General features: G+C 69.7%; 20 protein-coding genes and 1 tRNA gene. 11 read left to right on the top strand and 10 right to left on the bottom strand.

What is annotated here, in order from left to right:
• Window positions 1-77: 77 nt before the first annotated feature.
• The 4 genes from CK951_RS08100 to CK951_RS08085 all read right to left on the bottom strand — a co-directional run bounded on the left by CK951_RS08100 (window position 78) and on the right by CK951_RS08085 (window position 3357).
• Window positions 78-1118 carry a cell wall metabolism sensor histidine kinase WalK gene (locus CK951_RS08100; RefSeq protein WP_096785668.1) on the bottom strand — a complete coding sequence of 347 codons (1041 nt, stop codon included), beginning with the start codon at window positions 1116-1118 and terminating at the stop codon, window positions 78-80.
• A gap of 194 nt (window positions 1119-1312) precedes the next feature.
• Entirely contained in the window at window positions 1313-1831 is a 519-nt protein-coding gene (locus CK951_RS08095; protein WP_096785667.1) for a gamma carbonic anhydrase family protein, read from the bottom strand.
• On the bottom strand, window positions 1828-2463 hold the full coding sequence (gmk, locus tag CK951_RS08090; protein WP_096785666.1) for a guanylate kinase: 636 nt from the start codon (window positions 2461-2463) through the stop codon (window positions 1828-1830). The genes CK951_RS08095 and gmk overlap by 4 nt, the downstream gene beginning before the upstream one ends.
• A 3-nt stretch (window positions 2464-2466) precedes the next feature.
• Complete coding sequence (locus tag CK951_RS08085; protein ID WP_096785665.1) at window positions 2467-3357, bottom strand: YicC/YloC family endoribonuclease; 891 nt, start codon at window positions 3355-3357, stop codon at window positions 2467-2469.
• Between the two features lie 187 nt (window positions 3358-3544).
• Here CK951_RS08085 and CK951_RS08080 point away from each other — a divergent pair, with 187 nt between their 5' ends.
• Window positions 3545-4231 carry a PAS domain-containing protein gene (locus CK951_RS08080; RefSeq protein ID WP_096785664.1) on the top strand — a complete coding sequence of 229 codons (687 nt, stop codon included), beginning with the start codon at window positions 3545-3547 and terminating at the stop codon, window positions 4229-4231.
• Between the two features lie 54 nt (window positions 4232-4285).
• On the opposite strand, the gene CK951_RS08075 is transcribed toward CK951_RS08080, so the two are convergent.
• Entirely contained in the window at window positions 4286-5656 is a 1371-nt protein-coding gene (locus CK951_RS08075) for a class II 3-deoxy-7-phosphoheptulonate synthase (RefSeq protein WP_096785663.1), read from the bottom strand.
• A gap of 144 nt (window positions 5657-5800) precedes the next feature.
• Here CK951_RS08075 and CK951_RS08070 point away from each other — a divergent pair, with 144 nt between their 5' ends.
• The 7 genes from CK951_RS08070 to CK951_RS08040 all read left to right on the top strand — a co-directional run bounded on the left by CK951_RS08070 (window position 5801) and on the right by CK951_RS08040 (window position 12856).
• The gene (locus tag CK951_RS08070; RefSeq protein WP_096785662.1) at window positions 5801-6820 is read left to right on the top strand and encodes a GlxA family transcriptional regulator; all 1020 of its coding nucleotides are present in this window, start codon (window positions 5801-5803) and stop codon (window positions 6818-6820) included.
• A gap of 285 nt (window positions 6821-7105) precedes the next feature.
• On the top strand, window positions 7106-8290 hold the full coding sequence (locus CK951_RS08065) for an ABC transporter substrate-binding protein (protein WP_096785661.1): 1185 nt from the start codon (window positions 7106-7108) through the stop codon (window positions 8288-8290).
• A gap of 124 nt (window positions 8291-8414) precedes the next feature.
• Complete coding sequence (locus CK951_RS22070) at window positions 8415-9197, top strand: ABC transporter ATP-binding protein (RefSeq protein ID WP_096785660.1); 783 nt, start codon at window positions 8415-8417, stop codon at window positions 9195-9197.
• A 38-nt stretch (window positions 9198-9235) separates the two neighbouring features.
• Window positions 9236-9946 carry an ABC transporter ATP-binding protein gene (locus CK951_RS08055; RefSeq protein WP_096787198.1) on the top strand — a complete coding sequence of 237 codons (711 nt, stop codon included), beginning with the start codon at window positions 9236-9238 and terminating at the stop codon, window positions 9944-9946.
• A gap of 3 nt (window positions 9947-9949) precedes the next feature.
• Window positions 9950-10960 (top strand): branched-chain amino acid ABC transporter permease, encoded by a 1011-nt coding sequence (locus CK951_RS08050; RefSeq protein WP_096785659.1) that lies wholly within the window; start codon window positions 9950-9952, stop codon window positions 10958-10960.
• Window positions 10957-12252, top strand: coding sequence for a branched-chain amino acid ABC transporter permease (locus tag CK951_RS08045; RefSeq protein ID WP_096785658.1), 1296 nt, complete (start codon window positions 10957-10959; stop codon window positions 12250-12252). The genes CK951_RS08050 and CK951_RS08045 overlap by 4 nt, the downstream gene beginning before the upstream one ends.
• Before the next feature lies 1 nt (window position 12253).
• Complete coding sequence (locus CK951_RS08040) at window positions 12254-12856, top strand: NTP transferase domain-containing protein (RefSeq protein WP_096785657.1); 603 nt, start codon at window positions 12254-12256, stop codon at window positions 12854-12856.
• Between the two features lie 70 nt (window positions 12857-12926).
• Here the strand turns inward: CK951_RS08040 and CK951_RS08035 are convergent, their stop codons facing one another.
• The 3 genes from CK951_RS08035 to CK951_RS08025 all read right to left on the bottom strand — a co-directional run bounded on the left by CK951_RS08035 (window position 12927) and on the right by CK951_RS08025 (window position 15200).
• Window positions 12927-13553, bottom strand: coding sequence for a Hint domain-containing protein (locus CK951_RS08035; RefSeq protein ID WP_096785656.1), 627 nt, complete (start codon window positions 13551-13553; stop codon window positions 12927-12929).
• Between the two features lie 613 nt (window positions 13554-14166).
• Window positions 14167-14250: transfer RNA gene (locus CK951_RS08030), tRNA-Leu, on the bottom strand.
• A gap of 110 nt (window positions 14251-14360) precedes the next feature.
• A complete protein-coding gene (locus tag CK951_RS08025) occupies window positions 14361-15200 on the bottom strand; it encodes a neutral zinc metallopeptidase (RefSeq protein WP_096785655.1) in 840 nt (279 codons plus the stop codon).
• A gap of 135 nt (window positions 15201-15335) precedes the next feature.
• Here CK951_RS08025 and CK951_RS08020 point away from each other — a divergent pair, with 135 nt between their 5' ends.
• On the top strand, window positions 15336-15800 hold the full coding sequence (locus CK951_RS08020) for a disulfide bond formation protein B (protein ID WP_096785654.1): 465 nt from the start codon (window positions 15336-15338) through the stop codon (window positions 15798-15800).
• A gap of 6 nt (window positions 15801-15806) precedes the next feature.
• Here the strand turns inward: CK951_RS08020 and CK951_RS08015 are convergent, their stop codons facing one another.
• The gene (locus tag CK951_RS08015; RefSeq protein WP_096785653.1) at window positions 15807-16493 is read right to left on the bottom strand and encodes a GntR family transcriptional regulator; all 687 of its coding nucleotides are present in this window, start codon (window positions 16491-16493) and stop codon (window positions 15807-15809) included.
• Window positions 16493-17848: a formimidoylglutamate deiminase gene (locus CK951_RS08010; protein ID WP_096785652.1), complete on the bottom strand. Its 1356-nt coding sequence runs from the start codon at window positions 17846-17848 to the stop codon at window positions 16493-16495. The genes CK951_RS08015 and CK951_RS08010 overlap by 1 nt, the downstream gene beginning before the upstream one ends.
• Before the next feature lie 72 nt (window positions 17849-17920).
• Here CK951_RS08010 and hutI point away from each other — a divergent pair, with 72 nt between their 5' ends.
• Both hutI and hutH read left to right on the top strand, forming a co-directional pair.
• A complete protein-coding gene (hutI, locus tag CK951_RS08005) occupies window positions 17921-19108 on the top strand; it encodes an imidazolonepropionase (RefSeq protein ID WP_096785651.1) in 1188 nt (395 codons plus the stop codon).
• The gene (gene hutH / locus CK951_RS08000; RefSeq protein ID WP_096785650.1) at window positions 19108-20628 is read left to right on the top strand and encodes a histidine ammonia-lyase; all 1521 of its coding nucleotides are present in this window, start codon (window positions 19108-19110) and stop codon (window positions 20626-20628) included. The genes hutI and hutH overlap by 1 nt, the downstream gene beginning before the upstream one ends.
• Window positions 20629-20636 lie beyond the last annotated feature (8 nt).

Below are 20636 nucleotides of genomic sequence, written 5' to 3'. Positions count from 1 at the left end.
GACAGAGAAGACGGGTTCCGGGGCGGCACCCGCGGCATAACCCTAGTAAGGGACCCGGACCGGGGCGCCCCGCCCGGTCAGCCCGCCGGCAGGGTCACGATGAACCGACTGCCCTTGCCGCGCTCGCTTTCGATGCGGAACCGGCCGCGGTGGCGGTTCACGATGTGCTTCACGATGGCAAGCCCCAGCCCGGTGCCGCCCTTCTCGCGCGAGCGGTGGGTGTCCACCCGGTAGAAGCGCTCGGTCAGCCGCGGCAGGTGAATGGCGTCGATCCCCTCGCCGCGGTCGATCACCTCGATCCGGACCGCCGGACCCAGCCGCGCCAGCCCCTCGGAATCGAGCGCCACATGCACGGTGACGGCCTTGCCCGCCCCGCCGTATTTCACCGCATTCTCGATCAGGTTGTGGAATACCTGCGTCAGCTGGTCGGGATCGCCCGGCAGGACCAGCGTGCCGGTCTCGCCCGTGCGGAGGATCTCGACGCCCGCCGCCTCGGCCATCGGCTTCAGCGCGGCGATGGCCTGACCGATCACTGCACCCACGTCGATCGAGGATGTCGGGCGCACGCGTTCCTCTGCCTCGACCCGGCTCAGCGACAGCAGGTCCTGCACGAGGCGGTTCATCCGGCCCGCCTCGCGCGCCATGATGGTCAGGAAGCGCTCCCTCGCGGCGGGATCGTCCCTGGCCGCCCCCTGCAGCGTCTCGATGAACCCGAGCAGCGCGGTCAGCGGCGTGCGCAACTCGTGGCTGACGTTGGCCACAAAGTCGCGGCGGATCGCGCCCATCTGCTCCTGCTCGGTGATGTCCTCGAAGGCGCAGAGCGCGAAGCGGTTTCCGTCCCAGTCCACCGGGGTGACGGTGACGCGATAGGTGACCTCGCGCGAGGGGCCGGTGATGATGTGGCGCGCCCGGCCGGGACGGCTCAGCCGCAGCGCCCCCTCGACCGCATCGAGCAGCGCCGGCTGTCGCATCGCCATGACGAAATGGCGCGCGACGATGCCCTGGCCGAACAGCCGCAGCGCTGGGGGATTGGCCGCGCGGATGCGCTCGTCCGCGCCGATCAGCACGATCGGCAGGGGAATCCCCTCCATCAGCGATCCGATGGCCTGAGCGTCCATCCCGGTCTCCCCTGCTGTGTTCGACGCCCTTCCTGCCATGCGATGCGGCGCCGCGCCATCCTGCCGGCTGGGATGCGGCCGCAAGGCCCGCGTGGTGCGGCTTGTGCGGCAGGCCCTGCCCGCGTCGCAGGCCGAAATGCCGGGCATCACCGCGTCTGACGCGGAGAACGGCCGCGTGCCGTCCGATTCAGCCGTCAGATGGCAGCCAGCCCCGCCCGGAAGCGCCGTGCATTGGCCTGATACCCCGCGGCCGAGGCCAGCAGGCGCTCGCGCTCCTCCTCGGTCAGTTCGCGCACCACCTTGCCGGGGGCGCCCTTGACCAGCGAGAAGTCCGGGATCTCCTTGCCCTCGGTGATCAGGGCGCAGGCGCCGATCAGGCAGAAGCGGCCGATCTTCGCGCCGTTGAGGATGGTGGCGCCCATGCCGATCAGCGAGGCCTCGCCGATGGTGCAGCCGTGCAGCATGGCCTTGTGGCCGATGGTGCAGTTCGGCCCCACGGTCAGCGGATAGCCCCAGTCGGTGTGCAGGACCGCATTCTCCTGCACGTTGGTGCCGGCGCCGATCACGATCTCTTCGTTGTCGCCGCGCAGCGTGGCGTTGAACCAGACCGAGCTGCCGGCCTCCAACACCACCTTGCCGATCACGTTCGCATCGGGCGCGACCCAGGCATGGGCATCGATATTCGGCGCTATGCCGTCCAGTGCATAGATCATCTCTGCTCGAACTCCCCGTTGAGGCCGCGCACGAAATCCGGCAGGTCGGGCTGGCGATCGCGGCGCAGGCGTTCCGCCGAGAGGATCATCTTCAGCTGTTCCTCGGCAAGCTCCAGTTCGCGGTTCACCAGCACATAGTCGTATTCGGCCCAGTGGCTGATCTCGTCGCGGCTTTTCGCCATTCGGCCGGCGATCACCTCCTCGCTGTCCTGCGCCCGTTCGCGCAGGCGGCGGTCAAGCTCGGCGATCGAGGGCGGCAGCACGAAGACCGACACCACGTCGCGCCCGAGCGAGGAGTTGCGGATCTGCTGTCCGCCCTGCCAGTCGATGTCGAAGAGCGTGTCGCGCCCCTCGCGCATCGCCTGTTCGACCGGCGCCTTGGGCGAGCCGTAGAAGTTGCCGAAGACCTCGGCATGTTCCAGCATCTCGCCCGCCTTCACGGCTTCCAGAAACTCGTTCCGGCTGCGGAAGTAGTAGTCGCGCCCGTCGACCTCTCCCGGGCGCGGCGCGCGGGTGGTGGCCGAGACCGAGAAGCGGATCGTCGGATCCCAGGCCATCAGCCGCTTCGAGAGCGTCGACTTCCCGGCCCCCGAGGGCGAGGAGAGGATGAGGAGAAGTCCGCGCCGCGCCATCGTCTATTCCACGTTCTGGATCTGCTCGCGCATCTGATCGATGACGGTCTTGAGGTCAAGGCCGACCCGCGTCAGCGCCATCGACTGCGCCTTGGAGCAGAGCGTGTTGGCCTCGCGCATGAATTCCTGCACGAGGAAGTCGAGCCGCCGCCCGACCGGCGCCGTCTCGTCGAGCAGCGCGCGGGCGGCGGCGACATGGGCGCCGAGGCGGTCCAGTTCCTCGGTCACATCCTGCTTCACCGCGAGCAGCGCCAGTTCCTGCGCGATCCGCGTCTCGTCCAGCCCCTCGGAGGCCGCCAGAAGCCGGGCCAGATTTTCACGAAGCGCGAGTGGCGCGGCCGTCCGGCGCGCCTCGGCCTCGGTGGCGGCCTCGGCGGTCAGCGCCTCGATCCGGTCCAGCTGCACGCGGATCAGCCGGTCAAGGGCTGCTCCCTCGGATCGGCGCATGGTGTGGAAGTCGGCCAGCAGGCCCGGCAGGTCCGCCAGCAGCGCGGCCCGCAGCGGCGCCGTATCCTCGAGCCCGGCCCCCTGCTCCAGCACCCCGCGCTGCGCCAGCACCTCGGCTGCGGTGGGCGGGGCGAGCGTGAGGCCCGTTCCGCGCGCCGCCGCCTCGACCTCGGACAGGCCGCGCAGCACCGCCTGCAGCGTCGCGATGTTGATCCTCAGTCCTTCCGCACCGCCCTCGGCCGCCACCTTCAGCGACAGGCTCACGCTGCCGCGCTGCAGCGCCTTGCCCAGATCCGAGCGCAGCGCCGGCTCCAGACCCTCGATCCAGTCGGGCACGCGAAGCCGCAGGTCCAGCCCCTTGCCGTTGACCGAGCGGATCTCCCACACCCAGGCATGGCCCTGCGCCTGCCCCTTCCGGGTCGCGAACCCGGTCATCGAACTGATCATGCCTGTCGCTCCCAGCGCCCCATCCGGTCGTTTACCAACCTGTCAGAATTTTCACCCGAAACGACGAAAGGAGGGGTAGATTAACTTTCGAATAACCACGACGGCCCGGCCCCGGGCCGCCGCGGCGCATAACAGAGCGGCGTGCGCGCGGCAACCCGCGCCTCCCGCCAGCATCGGGAGAAGCGGCATGGGCATCGGCATGGGACACCCGGGCGGCGGGCATCCGGGCGGCGGTCGTCCGGGGGTGGGACCGGCGGCGCTGGCGCAGATCCGCAGCTACTGGCACGCGCTGCGGCGGCAGGGCGGGCAGACCCTGCCCCGCCGCTCGGACATCGACCCGCGCGCCATCGAGGACGCGCTGACCTGCGCCTTCCTGGCCGAGCGCATCGCCCCCGGCATGGCGCGGTTCCGGCTGGCGGGGATGCATCTCGCCGACCTCATGGGCGTGGACGTGCGGGGCATGCCGGTCTCGGCGCTGTTCGACCTCGACTCGCGGCCGAGGCTCTCGCTCGTGCTGAACCAGGTCTTCACCGTGCCGGGCATCGGCGAGCTGTGGCTCGAGGCGCCGAAGGGCCTCGGCCGGCCGGCGCTGACCGGGCGCATGATGCTGCTGCCGCTGCGCGGCGAGGACGACGTGCCGCTCACCTTCGGATGCCTTATCACAGACGGCCCGCTGGGCCGTGCGCCGCGCCGGCTGGCGATCAGCCGCGCGGTGGTCGAGACGCTGGACATGGTGCCGGCGGAACGGCCCGCCGCGCACAGGATCCGTCTGCCCGAGTTCGCCGAGGCCCAGACGCCCTTCGTGCCGCCACCGCGGGCCGAACCGGGCCGCGCGCATCTGCGCCTCGTCAAGTCGGACCGGCCGCACGCCTGAATGCAGGAAGCCGCCCCTCGGGGGGCGGCTCCTCGGGTCGCTTCGGACGATGCGTCAGAGCGCCATGCGCCGCGCCGCTTCGCGCATCGAGGTCAGTTCCTCGGCCACCAGGAACGCCAGTTCCAGCGACTGCGAGGCATTGAGGCGCGGGTCGCAGGCGGTGTGGTACCGGCTGGACAGATCCTCGTCCGTCACGGCGCGCAGGCCGCCGGTGCATTCGGTCACGTCCTGCCCGGTCATCTCGAAATGCACGCCGCCGGGAATCGTGCCCTCGGCCTTGTGGATCGCGAAGAACTCCCGCACCTCGCGCAGCACCGAGTCGAACGGCCGGGTCTTGTAGCCCGAGGCCGCCTTGATCGTGTTGCCGTGCATCGGGTCGCAGCACCAGAGGACGCTCGCCCCCTCCTCGCGCACCGCCTTGATGAGGCGCGGCAGATGCTCGCCCACCTTGCCGGCGCCGAAGCGCGCGATCAGCGTGAGCCGGCCCGGTTCGTTCTGAGGGTTCAGCTTGGCCATCAGGATCTTCAGATCCTCGGCCGTGGTGGTCGGCCCGCACTTGAGGCCGATCGGGTTCAGCACGCCGCGGCAGAACTCGACATGCGCGCCATCCACCTGCCGCGTGCGGTCGCCGATCCAGAGCATGTGCCCCGAGCCCGCCACCGGCTGGCCGGTGATCGAATCGATCCGGCACAGCGCCTCTTCGTATTCCAGCAGCAGCGCCTCGTGCGAGGTGTAGAAGTCCACGGTCGCCAGGTTGTGCGAGGTCGAGCCGTTCACCCCCGCCGCCGACATGAAGTCGAGCGCGTCCGAGATCCGGTTCGAGACCTCGCGGTAGCGCTCGGCCTTGTCCTGCTCGGAAAAGCCCAGCGTCCAGGAGTGGACGCGGTGGATGTCGGCATAGCCGCCCGTCGAGAAGGCCCGGAGCAGATTGAGCGAGGCCGCGGCCTGGGTATAGGCCTGCAGCATCCGGCTCGGATCGGCGATGCGCGACTCGGGCGTCGGGTCGAAGCCGTTGATGATGTCGCCGCGGTAGGAGGGCAACTCGATCCCGTTGATAACTTCCGTCGGCGCCGAGCGCGGCTTGGCGAACTGCCCGGCCATGCGGCCGACCTTCACCACAGGCACCTTCGCGCCGTAGGTCAGCACAATGGCCATCTGCAAAAGCACGCGGAACGTGTCGCGGATGTTGTCGGCCGAGAACTCCGAGAAGCTCTCGGCGCAGTCGCCGCCCTGCAGCAGGAAGGCGCGCCCCTCGGCGGCCTGCGCCAGCGCCGACTTCAGCTTCCGCGCCTCGCCGGCGAAGACCAGCGGGGGATATTTGGCAAGCTGCGCCTCGACCGCCTTCACGGCGGCCGCGTCCGGATAGTCGGGCATCTGGATGCGCGGCTTTGCGCGCCAGTCGGATTTTGTCCAGCCCCTGGTCATGGCACTTCCTCCGGGCAGTTTGCGTGTCGCCGGCGGTATACGGAAACCGGCGGCCGATGCAAAGAAGAATTGGTCCAAGTAGCACCTTGAACGCGTCTTCAAATCCTGTTTCACAGGACCATTCACGACGCACAAGGTCGCAACATGACCATTTCTCCCACCAGGGCCGCCCAGCCGGACAAGGCCCTGCGGCCCCGCCGCTTCGTCTTCCTGCTGCTCGACCGCTTCACGATGATCTCCTTCGCCGGTGCGATCGAGCCCTTGCGCATCGCGAACCGCGTGGCGGGCCGCACGCTCTACACCTGGGCGCTGGCCGGCGAGAGCGGGACCGAGGCGGTCTGCTCGAACGGGGCGGCCTTCCGGCTCGACATGGGCCTCGAGGAGATCGAGCGCGAGGACACGCTTCTGGTCTGCGGCGGCATCGACGTGCAGAAGGCGACGACGCGGGGCGTGGTGAACTGGCTCCGGCGCGAGGCGCGGCGGGGGGTGACGATCGGCGGGCTCTGCACCGGCGCCTATGCGCTGGCCAAGGCGGGACTGCTGGACGGCAAGAAGGCCACGATCCACTGGGAGAACCAGGACGGCTTCACCGAGGAGTTCGAGGAGGTGCGCCTGACCAAGTCGGTCTTCGTGATGGATGGCAACCGGCTGACCACCGCGGGCGGCACCGCCTCGATCGACATGATGCTGAAGATCATCGCCAAGGACCTCGGCGACGACATCGCGAACACGGTGGCGGACCAGCTGATCTATTCCTCGATCCGGACCGACCGCGACACGCAGCGCCTGTCGATCCCCACCCGGATCGGCGTCCGGCACCCGAAGCTGTCCGAGGTCATCCGCATGATGGAGGCCAACATCGAGGACCCGATCAGCCCGGCCGATCTGGCCGAGGACGTGGGAATGTCCACCCGCCAGCTCGAGCGGCTGTTCCGGCGCTACCTGAACCGCTCGCCCAAGCGCTACTACATGGAGCTTCGGCTGCAGAAGGCGCGCAACCTGCTGATGCAGACCGACATGAGCGTGATCAACGTGGCGCTGGCCTGCGGCTTTGCCAGCCCGTCGCATTTCTCGAAATGCTACCGCGCGCACTACAACACCACCCCCTACCGCGAGCGCGGGACCCAAGGGGCGCCGACCGCGGCCGCGAGAGTGTCGGAGTGAGAAGGCCGTCAGCCGGTCCAGGGCGCACCGCTGCGCCGCGGACCGGCCCCTGATCCGCCCGGACGCGGGCGAAGGCCCGCACTGCATGACCGGAAAATGCCCGCCGCGCCTGCGGTTCGCGCGCCCTCGGCGGGCATGGGCGGGGCTGTCCGGCGCAGCGCGGACACGCGGCTCGCACGCCTGTGCCGGGGCGATGCGACGACCTGCACCCTTTGGTCCCTTTTCTTTTGATCCGAGGCAAAATAGGGTCTCGGGCAGGATTTCGATCCAACATGGGAGTTTCCAATGAAAAAGCTGCTACTGGCCAGCGTGGCCACGCTGGCCCTTGGCGGGGCCGCGGGTGCCGAAGACATCAAGATCGGCATCATCCTGGGCTTCACCGGCCCGCTCGAATCGATCACCCCGAACATGGCCTCGGGCGCCGAACTGGCCATCAACGAGGTGAACGCCGCGGGCACGCTGCTCGACGGCTCGAAGGTCACCGTGGTGCGGGGCGACTCGACCTGCGTCGATGCCGCCGCCGCGACCGCCGCGGCCGAGCGTCTGGTCACCTCGGACAAGGTCAATGCGATCATGGGCGCCGACTGCTCGGGCGTGACCGGCGCGGTGCTGCAGAACGTGGCGCGCCCGAACGGCGTCGTGATGATCTCGCCCTCGGCCACCTCGCCCGCCCTGTCGGAAGCCGAGGACGACGGCCTGTTCTTCCGGACCGCGCCCTCCGACGCCCGCCAGGGCGAGGTGATCGGCGAGATCCTGAAGGAGCGCGGCATGTCCTCGGTCGCGATCACCTACACCAACAACGACTACGGCAAGGGTCTGGCCGATTCCATCCAGGCCGCCGTCGAGAAGTCGGGCGGCAAGGTGACGATCTCGGCCGCGCATGAGGACGGCAAGGCCGACTACTCGGCCGAGGTGGCGGCGCTGGCCGCGGCCGGCGGCGACATGCTCGTGGTCGCGGGCTACGTGGACCAGGGCGGCAAGGGCGTGATCCAGGGTGCGCTCGACACCGGCGCGTTCGACACCTTCTTCCTGCCCGACGGGATGTATGGCGAGGCGCTGATCGCGGCGATCGGCGACTCGCTCAACGGCTCGTTCGGCACGGTGCCGGGCACCGACAGCGAGGGTGCGACGAAGATTCTCGACATGGCCAAGGCCGCGGGCTTCGACGGCACCTCGTCCTATGTCGGCGAAAGCTATGACGCGGCATCGCTGCTGATGCTGGCGATGCAGGCGGCGGGCTCGGCAGCCCCGGCCGACTACAAGAGCAAGATCGAGGAAGTGGCGAACGCACCGGGAGAAAAGGTCTATCCCGGTGACCTGGCCAAGGCGATCGAGCTGATCAAGGCCGGCACCGACATCGACTATGTCGGCGCCACCAACGTCGAGCTGATCGGACCCGGCGAAAGCGCCGGCAGCTTCCGCGAATATACCGTCAAGGACGGCAAGTTCGTCACAGACCGCTTCCGCTGAGCCAGCGAAGCGGATAAGGGACCGGCGCGGCCCGGGGCGAAAAGGTGCCCCGGGCCGTTGCCTATTAAAAAAGGACCCGGCGACGGCGTGAGGGAGGCGCGGTGCGGCGGGCGAAGGGGAAACCATGATTGCAGTCGAAAACCTGCACAGGCACTTCGGCGGGTTCCGCGCCGTGGATGGCGCGTCGCTGAAGATCGCCACCGGCTCGATCACCGGGCTGATCGGGCCGAACGGGGCGGGCAAGACCACCTTGTTCAACGTGATCGCCGGCCGGCTGAAGCCGACTTCGGGGCGCGTGACGATGGACGGCGAGGACATCACCGGCCTGCCGCCGCACGAGTTGTTCCACAAGGGGTTGCTGCGCACCTTCCAGATCGCCCATGAATTCGGCTCGATGACGGTGCGCGAGAACCTGATGATGGTCCCGGCGCACCAGTCGGGCGAGACGCTGTGGAGCGCCTGGTTCCGCCGCGGCGCGGTGGCGGCCGAGGAACGCCGGCTGCGCGACAAGGCCGACGAGGTGCTGGAGTTCCTGACGATCTCGCACCTCGCCGACGAGAAGGCCGCGAACATCTCGGGCGGACAGAAGAAACTGCTGGAGCTTGGCCGCACCATGATGGTGGACGCCAAGATCGTGTTCCTCGACGAGGTGGGCGCGGGCGTGAACCGGACGCTGCTGAACACCATCGGCGACGCCATCGTGCGGCTGAACGGGGAACGCGGCTACACCTTCTGCGTGATCGAGCACGACATGGATTTCATCGCCCGCCTGTGCAACCCGGTCATCTGCATGGCCGAGGGCAAGGTTCTGGCGGAAGGGACGGTCGAGGAAGTGAAGAACGACGAGCGCGTGATCGAGGCCTACCTCGGCACCGGACTGAAGAACAAGGTGGTGGGCCATGCGTGAAGATCGACGCGCAACCCCTTGCCATGCGGAGGTTCGGCGTGGCTGAGCCCTTCCTCATCGGCGAGAACATGACGGGCGGCTACGGCGCCGCCGACATCCTGCACGGCTGCACGCTGGCGGTGGAACGCGGCCAGATCGCGGTTATCGTCGGCCCCAACGGCGCCGGCAAGTCCACCGCCATGAAGGCGGTGTTCGGCATGCTGCGTCTGCGCGCGGGCCATGTGCGGCTGGAGGGCGAGGACATCACCGCCCTCACCCCGCAGGCCCGTGTGGCCAAGGGCATGGCCTTCGTGCCGCAGACCCACAACATCTTCACCTCGATGACGGTCGAGGAGAACCTGGAGATGGGCGCCTTCCTGCGCCGCGACGACATCCGCGACACGATGGAGCAGGTCTACGGCCTGTTCCCGATCCTGAAGCAGAAGCGCCGCCAGCCGGCGGGCGAGCTTTCGGGCGGCCAGCGCCAGCAGGTCGCCGTGGGCCGCGCGCTGATGACCCAGCCCAAGGTGCTGATGCTGGACGAGCCCACCGCGGGCGTTTCGCCCATCGTGATGGACGAGCTGTTCGACCGGATCATCGAGGTCGCGCGCACCGGCATCTCGATCCTCATGGTCGAGCAGAACGCACGGCAGGCGCTGGAAATCGCCGACCGCGGCTATGTCCTCGTGCAGGGCGCCAACCGCTTCACCGACACGGGGCCCGCGCTGATGGCCGACCCCGAGGTGCGCCGTTCCTTCCTTGGGGGCTGACAGATGGACATCCTGAACGCCCTCGTGGCCTTCCTCAACTTCGTCTTCGTCCCGGGTCTCGCCTATGGTGCGCAGCTCGCGCTCGGCGCGCTTGGCGTCACGCTGATCTACGGGATTCTCAGGTTCTCGAACTTCGCCCACGGCGACACGATGGCCTTCGGGACCATGGTGACGATCCTCGCCACCTGGGCGCTGCAGGCGGCCGGCGTCAGCGCAGGGCCGCTGCCCACCGCGCTCATCGCCCTGCCGCTCGGCATCGTGGTCACCGCGGCGCTGGTGCTGGCGACGGACCGCGCGGTCTACCGCTTCTACCGCAAGCAGAAGGCCGCGCCGACCATCCTCGTCATCGTCTCGCTCGGCGTGATGTTCGTGATGAACGGCATCGTGCGCTTCATCATCGGGGTCGAGGAGATCGGCTTTGCCGATGGCGAGCGCTTCCTGATCACCGCGGGCGATTTCCGCAAGATGACCGGCCTTGACGAAGGTCTGGCGATCAAGACGACGCAGGCGATCACCGTGGTCACCGCGATGATCGTGGTGGTCGCGCTGTTCTGGTTCCTGAACCGCACCCGCACCGGCAAGTCGATGCGCGCCTTCTCGGACAACGAGGATCTGGCGCTGCTCTCGGGCATCAACCCCGAGCGTGTGGTGGCGGTGACCTGGATCCTTGCCGCGGCGCTGGCGACGACGGCGGGCGTGCTCTACGGCCTCGACAAGAGCTTCAAGGCCTTCACCTACTTTCAGCTGCTGCTGCCGATCTTCGCGGCGGCGATCGTCGGCGGCCTCGGCAGCCCGATCGGTGCCATCGCGGGCGGCTTCGTCATCGCCTTCTCCGAGGTCACGGTGACCTATGCCTGGAAGAAGGTCGCGACCTACCTGCTGCCCGAGTCCATGGCACCTGACGGGCTCGTGCAGCTGATGTCCACCGACTACAAGTTCGCGGTCAGCTTCGCGATCCTGATCATCGTCCTGCTGTTCATGCCCACCGGGCTCTTCAAGGGGAAATCGGTATGAACCGCAACCTCCTTCTCTTCGCTCTGGTGGCGGTGCTCTTTGCCGCGACGGGCATGCTGCAAAGCTGGAACTCGGCGCTCGGCATCCTCAACATGGCGCTGATTTCCGCGATCATGGCGCTCGGCGTGAACATCCAGTGGGGCTATGCCGGCCTGTTCAATGTGGGTGTCGTGGGCTTCGTGGCACTCGGCGGGCTTGCCGTGGTCATCACCTCGGCCCAGCCGGTGCCGGGGGCATGGGCCGCGGGCGGCTTCGGCGTGCTGGCGGCGCTGGCGCTGGGGGCGGCCACCATCGCCGCCGCCATCGCGGTCTGGCGGCGCCTGCCGAAGGGCAAGCTGCGCGCGCTGGCCCTGATCGCGGTGCTGGTGGCGGGCTTCTTCGCCTTCCGCGCCCTCTTCGATCCCGCCACCGTGGCGATCGAGGCGATCAACCCGGCGCTCTATGGCAGCATCGGCGGCCTTGGCCTGCCCGTCCTGCTCGCCTGGCCGGCGGGCGGCCTGCTGGCCGCCGGTGCCGCCTGGGCCATCGGCAAGACCGCGCTCGGCCTGCGCTCGGACTACCTGGCCATCGCGACGCTCGGCATTGCCGAGATCATCATCGCCGTGATGAAGAACGAGGACTGGCTGGCGCGCGGGGTGAAGAACACCATCTCGCTGCCGCGCCCGGTGCCCTATGAGGTCGACCTGCAGCAGAGCGCCTCGTTCGTCGCCTGGGCACAGGGCTGGGGCTTCGACCCGATGACCGCCTCGGCCATCGTGGTGAAGCTCTGCTATGCCGGGCTGTTCGTCGCGGTGCTGGTGGCCATCGTCACCCTGTCGGAACTGGCGCTGAAATCGCCCTGGGGCCGGATGATGCGCGCGATCCGCGACAACGAGGTCGCGGCCGAGGCGATGGGCAAGGACGTCACGCGCCGGCACCTGCAGATCTTCGTGCTTGGTGCGGCGGTGATCGGCGTCGCGGGCGCCATGATGACGACGCTCGACAGCCAGCTGACGCCGGGCACCTACAACCCGCTGCGCTTCACCTTCCTCGTCTGGGTGATGGTGATCGTGGGCGGCTCGGGCTCCAACTGGGGCGCGGTGCTGGGCGGCTTCCTGATCTGGTGGCTCTGGGTCATGGTGGAGCCGATCGGGCTTTCGCTGATGGGCGCGGTGACCGCGGGCATGGCCGACGGGTCCTGGCTGAAGGCGCATCTGCAGGACTCTGCGGCCCACATGCGGCTGCTGACCATGGGCCTGATCCTGCTGCTGGTGCTGCGCTTCTCGCCCCGGGGCCTGATCCCCGGACGCTGAGATGGCGGTGCCCGCCCCCGTCGTGATCCTGCTCGCGGCGGGGGCCTCCTCGCGGATGCGGGGGGCGGACAAGCTGCTGGAGCCGGTCGCCGGCGGGCCGCTGATCGCGGTTCAGGCCGGCAAGGCGCTTCGGGCCGGGCTGGAGGTCATCGTGACCCTTGCGCCCGACCGCCCCGCGCGCGAGGCCGCCCTGCGCGGCCTGCCGGTGCGGATCGTGCATGTCGAACGGGCGGCCGAGGGCATCGCGGCCTCGATCCGCGCCGGTGTGGCGGCGGCACCTGAGGGGGCGGCGGTGATGATCCTGCTCGCCGACCTGCCGGACATCGAGGCCTCGGATCTGCGCCATCTCGCGGACCTTCATCGCGCCGATCCCGCGGCGATCCTGCGCGCGACCGCCGAGGGTGGCCGGCCCGGTCATCCCATCCTGTTTCCTGCCGATCTGCGCGGCGACCTCTGCCGGCTTCAGGGGGATGTGGGCGCGCGGGACCTCCTGCGCCGCGAGGGCGGCCGGCTGCGGCTGGTGCCGCTGGCCGGCAGCCGCGCGGTGACCGACCTCGACACCCCCGAGGACTGGGCCCACTGGCGCCGGGACGGAGACAAATAGAAGGGGCTCCCGGCCCGGGAGCCCCTTCGCGCATCGGCATGCCTTGGGGGGGTCGCCGATGTCGTTCCTGTCAGCGGACGAGTTCCTCCGCCTGCGGCCGCGGGACGGGCCGTGCCGGCGCGTAGCCCGCCAGTCCCTCTGGGCTGCGCAGGCCCGGGAACAGCTCGAACAGTTCATTGCGCTGCGCGTTGCCCATGCCCTGCACGATCCGGGCGGTGGGCTGGAAGCTCTCGGTCCAGGCGCCGTTGGCCAGCACGACCTCGTGACGATCGAACATGAAATGGATGTAGGTGACGCCGCCGCTCTCCAGCTCGCGGATGCCGCGGGGGCCCACCAGATGCTTGGCGGCCACCAGCGCCTCGGGCTCGTCGAAATGCAGTTGCGTCCGATCGCGTCCCACCAGCATCCGGTGGTTCGGGCTGACGATCAGGTCACGCTCCGGCAGGCCGCCCCCAAGGCTGCCCTGCCCGATCAGGATCGGCTTGAGGTGCGGGTTCGCGACGAGGATGCCGTGATCGACCTTGCGGCTGCTCGTCCAGCGGATCTGCTGGATGCCGTTGTCGCGGGTGATCACCCGGTCGCCGGCGACAAGCTGCTCGACCGGCACTTCTCCCTTCGGCGTCGCGATCAGCGCGCCCGGCGTGAAACAGGCGACGACGACGCGGTTGCAGGAGTGAAGACGCTCAGGATGCTCCATGGTCGCTCCCCTGCCTCTTGCGGCCCTGCGTCGGCGGGACCTTGAAATGAAAACCCAGGGAGCGCGGATCGATGATGGAGGGCTGACGCTCCGGACGAGATGGCCGGACGGCAGCGAAACAAATGATGAAATACGATCCAGTCAAAACAAACTCCGGCGTGATGCCGCACCTGTAAAATTCCGATCCGCGCCCCCTGGGTCGACGGACATGGCGCCCGCCGCAAGGTCTGTCCCGCCAATGCGGGATAACCAAAAGTTAACGTCACTTCCTTCTTCCGCAAAGGAAAAAAGGCAAAGGTATGGCGGCACTTGCCTTTGGAACGCCCCAATTTGGACAGGTGGGCAAGGCGGGGCTGCAACTTGAGGGCGAAGCCTCGGCTCTGCCTTCGGTGGAGTGTCCACTCTCGTTACGCGCGATGCGGCCTTGCCACGAAAGACTTGGCGACAGGCGATGCAAGGCGATGCCATGGCGGGGGCTGGCATGGCCGAAGGGGGCACAATCGACGATTGAAATATCAAGCCCTGCCCGGATGGGGTGCCCGAACCGGCCAAAAAGGGCCTTCAAGGGCATCCTTGGGGGGTGCAGGGGGCGAATCGCCGTCAGGCCGGGATCTGGTGCGGCTGGTCGGACTCGAACCGACACTCCGTGAGGAAAGGGTTTTTGAGACCCCCGCGTCTACCATTCCGCCACAACCGCATGCGGGAACCCGTTTATCCCGCCCGTCTGCAGCCGTCAATCGGCGCGACGGTCACGCGCCTCGGGCCTTGGCCTCGCGCGGCCGCAGAGCCCGCCTTCAGCCCGGGCGTTCAGAGGTCGCGTGCCGCGAAGCTGTCACAATCTGCGAGGTCGCCCGAGGCATAGCCCCGCTCGAACCAGCGCACCCGCTGCTCGGAGGTGCCGTGGGTGAATGTATGCGGCATGGGCCGCTGCCCGGCGTTGCGCTGCAGCGTGTCGTCGCCGATCTGCCGGGCGGCGTTCATCGCCTCTTCCACGTCGCCCGGCTCGAGGCTGCCGAAGCGCTGTTCGGCTCGGCGCGCCCAGATGCCCGACAGGCAGTCCGCCTGAAGCTCGATCCGGACCGAGACCGCGTTGCTGTCGGCCTCGGACATCCCGGCGCGGAGCGTGTTCGCCTCCTCGAGGATGCCCAGCTCGTTCTGGACATGGTGCCCGATCTCGTGCGCCACGACATAGGCGGCCGCGAAGTCGCCGCTGGCGCCAAGCTGCCGCTCCATCGTCGCGAAGAAGGCGGTGTCGAGATAGGCCTTGCGGTCGAGCGGGCAGTAGAACGGCCCGGTCGCCCCGCTGGCCCCGCCGCAGGGGGAACGGGTCGCCTCGCTGAACAGCACCAGGACCGGCGGCTGGTATTCCGCACCCAGTTGCTCGCGGAAGACCTGGGTCCAGACCTCCTCGGTATCGGCGAGCGTGACCGAGACGAATTCCGCGGCGGCCTGATCCTCGGCCGTCATCTCGCGCGGCTCGGGGCTTCCGCCGCCCTCTTCCAGCAGGGGCGTCACGTCCACCCCGAGGAACCAGCCGATGAGCAGCACGGCCAGAACGCCCGCACCGCCAAGCCCGCCGATGCTGCCGACGCGCGCGCCCCTCCGATCCTCGATGTTGCGGCTGCCCCGCCGTCCGCGCCAGTCCATCCGCCCCTCCCACGCTCTTGCCGTAAACCAAGAGTTTATGCGCTGGCGGGTTCCGCGCCATTCCCCCTTTCGGCTTGACCCGCGTCGTCCCGCGTGGTGCAACCCGCCGGACGGACGAGAGGCGGAGGCTTTCCGATGACGCGCAGGTTCCTGATGCTCGTGGCCGCGGCGGGCTCCGCCGGCCTGCTGATCGGTGCCCTGGGCTTCCAGTATCTGGCCGGCCTGCCACCCTGCCCGCTCTGCATCTGGCAGCGCTGGCCGCATCTTGTGGCGGCGCTGGCAGGGGCCGTGGCGCTGGCCTGGCCGTCGCGGATCGTGGCGCTGGTCGGTGCGGCGGGTGCCGCCACCTCCTCGGCTATCGGCGTCTTCCATGCCGGGGTCGAGCTGAAGTGGTGGGAAGGCCTCGCCTCCTGCTCCACCGGATCGATCGAGGGCATCTCGGCCGGAGACCTTCTGAACCCGGCGGTGGATGTGGGCCGCGTGGTGCGCTGCGACGACATCGCCTGGCAGATGTTCGGCATCTCGATGGCGGGCTGGAACGCGCTGCTGTCCGCCGCGCTGGCCGCTCTGTGGCTTGCCGCGGCGCTGCGGCGCGACTGATCCGCCTCAGATCGCCGTCTGCAGACGGTAGCCGGGCGCGTGGGCCAGCCGGACCGAGGTGACCGGCCGCCCCTCCGCCCGTGTCGTCCGCTCGGTCACGAAGAGGGCCGCGCCGCGCTCGCAGCCGAGGATCGCGGCCTCCTCGGCCGTGGCGTTGACCGCCGAGAAGGCGATGTCGCCGGTCGTCCAGGGGACATGGCCCACCAGCCATTCGTTCGGGCTGATGCGCCGGAAGTCGGGCCGCGGCTCCGGCAGGACGGCCGGATCGAGCCAGCGGTCCTCGTAGAGGAAGGGCCGCCCGTCGGCGAGGTGCAGCCCCCGGAGGCGCAGCAGGACCGCTCCGGCCTCCAGCCCGAAGGCTGAGGCGACCGGCGGCGGCGCCGGCATCTCGCGCTGGTCGAGCAGATGGAAGCCATGGGTCTGGCCGCGCGCCTCCACCTCCAGCCGCGTCACGGGAATGTCGAACCGCGCCTGCCGCGCCGGATGCAGCGCCACGCGCGTCCCGGCCTTGCGCCGGCGTTCCAGCAGCCCCGCCTGCGCCAGATCGCGCAGCGCGCGGTGGACCGTTGCGCGGGCGCAGCCGAACTCCTGCGCCAGCGCTTCCTCGGTCGGGATCAGCGCCCCCGGCGTCCAGTCCCGGGCCTCGATGCGGCGGACGACTTCGGCGCGGATCTCCTCCCAGCCCTGCAGCATCACAGAAGCCCCCGCAGCCGCGCCATGACCTTGCGGTAGCGCCGTTCCACCGGATCGCGCGCGATGTGGCGGCCGCCGGTCACGACGTGACGCCCGGCCGACCAGACCTCCGCGACCATCCGGCTGTCGCCCGCGAAGATCCAGCTGTCGAGCAGCGCGTCACCAGTCCGCCCCTCCAGATCGACATGGGACGTGTCGAGCGCCAGCAGATCGGCCCAGAGGCCGGTCGCGATGGCGCCCGAGGGCCGGCCGGCCGCCTGCGCCCCGCCGCGCGCGGCCTCTTCCAGCAGCACGCGCCCCGTGGAGCGCCTGGGCTCGGCCAGCATGGCCCGGCCCCGATCCCGCAGCCGTTGGGAATATTCGAACTGGCGCAGCTCCTCGGCCAGCGAGATCCGGATCGCGCTGTCCGAACCCACGCCGAACCGCCCGCCCTCGGCGCGAAATCGCAGGCCGTCGAAGATGCCGTCGCCGAGATTGGCCTCGGTCACCGGGCAAAGGCCCGCGATGGCGCCGCTGCGCGCCAGGCGGCGGGTTTCGTCGGGCGTCATCTGGGTGCAGTGGATCAGGCACCAGCGCCCGTCGACCGGATGATGATCCAGAAGCCAGTCCACCGGACGCGCGCCAAGCGCCGCCTCGACCTCCTCGACCTCGGCCACCTGCTCGGCCAGGTGCATGTGGATCGGCCCGGTCGGGTCCAGTGCCCGGACCGCAGCCAACCCCTCGGGGCTGACCGCGCGCACGGAATGGGGAGCCACGCCCAGCCGGGCATCCGGCGGCAAGGCGGTGACGGCCTCGCCCGCCTCCTGCCAGAGCCGGACAAAGCGGTCGGGTGCGTTGCCGAACCGCACCTGACCGGGAGCGAGCGGGCGCCCGTCGCAGCCGCCGTGGCTGTAGAGCACCGGGAGGAGGGTCAGTCCGCAGCCGGTCGTATCGGCCGCGGCGCAGATCCGGCCGGACATCTCGGCCAGATCGTCGTAGGGCGTGCCGTCAGGCTGGTGGTGCAGATAGTGGAACTCGGCCACGGCCGCGAAGCCGGCCTCGAGCGCCTCGACCTGCGCGAAGGCGGCGATCGCCTCGACCTCCTCGGGCGTCAGGCTGTCGAGGAAGCGGAACATGAGCTGCCGCCATGTCCAGAAGCTGTCCCGCCCCGCAGGGTTCCGCCGCTCGGTCAGCCCCGCCATGGCGCGCTGGAAGCTGTGCAGATGCAGGTTCACCGGCGCGGGGATCAGGCATCCGACGCGCAAGCCCTCTCCGCCTTGGCCGACCGAGACGATCCGGCCACTCTCGACCCGCACCGTCACATCCGCTGCCCAGCCGTCGGGCAGAAGGGCCTCGTCCGCATGGATCACCTGCATGCCCAAGTCTCTTGACAGCCTGTCCTTATGTGCAGACAAAATTGTCTCACGCACGGACAAAAGGCAAGCTCGATGATGATTCTGGGCAACCTTCAGGTCGCGACCATGAGCGGCGGCTACGGTCTGGTTCCCCACGCGGCGGTGATGGTGGAACATGGCCGGATCGCCTGGGTCGGACCCGAGGACGACCTGCCCGAGACGGCCTGGCCGCGGCACGACATGGGCGGTCGGCTCTGCACCCCGGCACTGATCGACTGCCACACCCATGCGGTCTTTGCCGGCACCCGAGCGGCCGAGTTCGAGATGCGCCTGCAAGGCGCGACCTATGCCGAGATCGCGGCAATGGGCGGCGGCATCGCCTCGACCGTGGCGGCCACCCGCGCGGCTACCGATCAGGCGTTGCTGGCGGCCACCCTTCCCCGGATCGACGAGATGCTGGCGCAGGGCGTGGGCACGGTGGAGATCAAGTCGGGCTACGGGCTCGATATCGAGACCGAGCTTCGCATGCTGCGCGTCGCCCGCCGGATCGGCGAGCTGCGCAAGGTCCGGGTGCGGACGACCTACCTCGGCGCCCATGCCGTGCCCCCCGAATACCGCGGCCGGCCCGACGCCTATATCGCCGAGGTGGCGCTGCCCGCACTGAAGGTTGCGCAGACCGAGGGGCTGGTCGATGCGGTGGATGGCTTCTGCGAGGGCATCGCCTTTTCACCCGCGCAGATCGCCCATGTCTTCGCGCAGGCCCACAAGCTGCGCCTGCCGGTGAAGCTGCATGCCGAACAGCTGTCAAACTCGGGCGGGGCCGCGCTGGCCGCGCGCCACGACGCGCTGTCGGCCGATCACCTCGAATATCTCGACGCCGAGGGGGTCGCGGCGCTTGCCGCTTCCGGCACAGTGGCGGTGCTGCTGCCGGGCGCGTATTTCACGCTTCGCGAAACGCAGGCCCCGCCCGTCGCGGCACTGCGGGCGGCCGGGGTGCCGATGGCGGTGGCGACCGACCTCAATCCCGGCACCTCGCCGATGGGCTCGATCTGCCTTGCCATGTCGATGGCCTGCACCCTGTTCGGCCTGACGCCCGAGGAGGCGCTGCTTGGCACCACCGCGCACGCCGCCCGCGCGCTGGGGCTGGCCGACCTCGGCCGGATCGCCTCCGGCTTCCGTGCCGACCTTGCGATCTGGGACGCCGAACACCCGGCCGAGCTTGCCTGGCGGCTCGGCCCGACGCCGCTCCACGCCCGGCTTCACGACGGGGAGTTCGTCTGATGGAGGTGCTCGCCCCCGGCCACGCCACGCTCGCCCAACTCGAGGCGATCTGGCGCGAGGGCCGGGCGGCGCGGCTCGACCCCGGCGCCCGTCCCACCGTGGAGGCGGCGGCCGCGCGGATTGCCGAGGCCGCGGCGGGCGAGGCTCCGGTCTATGGCGTCAACACCGGCTTCGGCAAGCTCGCAAGCCTGAAGATCGCCGCCTCCGACACGGCCCGTCTGCAGCGGAACCTGATCCTGTCGCATTGCTGCGGCGTCGGCGAGCCGATGCCCACGGCCACCGCCCGGTTGATGATGGCGCTGAAGCTCCTGTCGCTCGGCCGCGGCGCCTCGGGCGTGCGGTGGGAGATCGTGGCGCTGCTCGAGGCGATGCTGGAGCGCGGCGTGACGCCTGTTGTGCCCGCTCAGGGTTCCGTCGGCGCCAGCGGCGATCTGGCGCCGCTTGCGCATATGGCCGCAGCGATGATCGGCGAAGGCGAGGCCGAGATGGGCGGCCGCGTCCTGCCGGCCTCTGCGGCCCTGGCCGAGGCGGGCCTGACCCCCGTCACCCTCGGCCCGAAGGAGGGGCTGGCGCTGATCAACGGCACCCAGTTCTCGACCGCCTATGCCCTCGCCGGCATCTTCGACGGCTGGCGCGCGGCGCAGGCGGCGCTGGTGATCTCGGCCATGTCCACCGACGCGATCATGGGCTCCACCGCCCCGCTGCGCGCCGAGATCCACGCGCTGCGCGGCCACGCCGGGCAGATCGAGGCAGCCGCCTTCATGCGCGCCCTGCTCGACGGCTCGGAGATCCGCGAGAGTCACCGGCAGGGCGACGTGCGGGTGCAGGACCCCTATTGCATCCGCTGCCAGCCGCAGGTTACGGGCGCCGCGATGGACGTGCTGCGCATGGCGGCTCGCACGCTGAAGATCGAGGCCAATGCCGCGACCGACAATCCGCTGGTGCTGTCGGACGGCATCGTCTCGGGCGGCAACTTCCACGCCGAGCCCGTGGGCTTCGCCGCCGACATGATCGCGCTCGCGCTGTCCGAGATCGGCGCCATCGCGCAGCGGCGGGTGGCGCTGATGGTCGATCCGACGCTCTCCTGCGACCTGCCGCCGTTCCTGACGCCCGAGCCGGGGCTCAACTCCGGCCTGATGATCGCCGAGGTGACGACGGCGGCGCTGATGAGCGAGAACAAGCACATGGCCGCGCCGACGGTCACCGACAGCACGCCGACCTCGGCCAACCAGGAGGACCATGTCAGCATGGCCGCCCACGGCGCGCGGCGGCTCGGCCGGATGACGGAGAACCTCGCCGTGATCCTGGGGGTGGAGGCGGTCTGTGCCGCGCAAGGCATCGACTTCCGGGCGCCGCTGCGAACCTCCGCCCCGCTTCGGCAGGTGCTCGCCACGCTCCGCGCGGAGGTTCCGCGCATCGAGGCCGACCGCATCCTCGCCCCTGACCTTGCCACCGCTGCCCGCCTCGTCGCCTCGGGCGGGCTGGCAGCCGCTGCGGAGCTTGCCCTTCCCACCCTCTGAGGAGCCGC

It is taken from the genome of Rhodobacter sp. CZR27 (assembly GCF_002407205.1).
In the GTDB taxonomy this organism is placed as follows: Bacteria; Pseudomonadota; Alphaproteobacteria; order Rhodobacterales; family Rhodobacteraceae; genus Cereibacter_A.
Note: the sequence above shows the minus strand (reverse complement) of the source record. Positions and strands in the feature narration are given on the sequence as shown.

Bases quoted from the DNA above. Each gene is read 5' to 3' on its own strand.
- hutH (WP_096785650.1), top strand. From the start codon at position 19,108: ATGGAGGTGCTCGCCCCCGGCCACGCCACGCTCGCCCAACTCGAGGCG.
- hutI (WP_096785651.1), top strand. From the start codon at position 17,921: ATGATGATTCTGGGCAACCTTCAGGTCGCGACCATGAGCGGCGGCTAC.
- CK951_RS08075 (WP_096785663.1), bottom strand. From the start codon at position 5,656: ATGACCAGGGGCTGGACAAAATCCGACTGGCGCGCAAAGCCGCGCATC.
- CK951_RS08050 (WP_096785659.1), top strand. From the start codon at position 9,950: ATGGACATCCTGAACGCCCTCGTGGCCTTCCTCAACTTCGTCTTCGTC.
- CK951_RS08065 (WP_096785661.1), top strand. From the start codon at position 7,106: ATGAAAAAGCTGCTACTGGCCAGCGTGGCCACGCTGGCCCTTGGCGGG.
- CK951_RS08045 (WP_096785658.1), top strand. From the start codon at position 10,957: ATGAACCGCAACCTCCTTCTCTTCGCTCTGGTGGCGGTGCTCTTTGCC.
- CK951_RS08020 (WP_096785654.1), top strand. From the start codon at position 15,336: ATGACGCGCAGGTTCCTGATGCTCGTGGCCGCGGCGGGCTCCGCCGGC.
- CK951_RS08070 (WP_096785662.1), top strand. From the start codon at position 5,801: ATGACCATTTCTCCCACCAGGGCCGCCCAGCCGGACAAGGCCCTGCGG.
- CK951_RS08015 (WP_096785653.1), bottom strand. From the start codon at position 16,493: ATGCTGCAGGGCTGGGAGGAGATCCGCGCCGAAGTCGTCCGCCGCATC.
- CK951_RS08040 (WP_096785657.1), top strand. From the start codon at position 12,254: ATGGCGGTGCCCGCCCCCGTCGTGATCCTGCTCGCGGCGGGGGCCTCC.
- CK951_RS08025 (WP_096785655.1), bottom strand. From the start codon at position 15,200: ATGGACTGGCGCGGACGGCGGGGCAGCCGCAACATCGAGGATCGGAGG.
- CK951_RS08100 (WP_096785668.1), bottom strand. From the start codon at position 1,118: ATGGACGCTCAGGCCATCGGATCGCTGATGGAGGGGATTCCCCTGCCG.
- CK951_RS08035 (WP_096785656.1), bottom strand. From the start codon at position 13,553: ATGGAGCATCCTGAGCGTCTTCACTCCTGCAACCGCGTCGTCGTCGCC.
- gmk (WP_096785666.1), bottom strand. From the start codon at position 2,463: ATGGCGCGGCGCGGACTTCTCCTCATCCTCTCCTCGCCCTCGGGGGCC.
- CK951_RS08085 (WP_096785665.1), bottom strand. From the start codon at position 3,357: ATGATCAGTTCGATGACCGGGTTCGCGACCCGGAAGGGGCAGGCGCAG.
- CK951_RS08010 (WP_096785652.1), bottom strand. From the start codon at position 17,848: ATGCAGGTGATCCATGCGGACGAGGCCCTTCTGCCCGACGGCTGGGCA.
- CK951_RS08095 (WP_096785667.1), bottom strand. From the start codon at position 1,831: ATGATCTATGCACTGGACGGCATAGCGCCGAATATCGATGCCCATGCC.
- CK951_RS08080 (WP_096785664.1), top strand. From the start codon at position 3,545: ATGGGCATCGGCATGGGACACCCGGGCGGCGGGCATCCGGGCGGCGGT.
- CK951_RS22070 (WP_096785660.1), top strand. From the start codon at position 8,415: ATGATTGCAGTCGAAAACCTGCACAGGCACTTCGGCGGGTTCCGCGCC.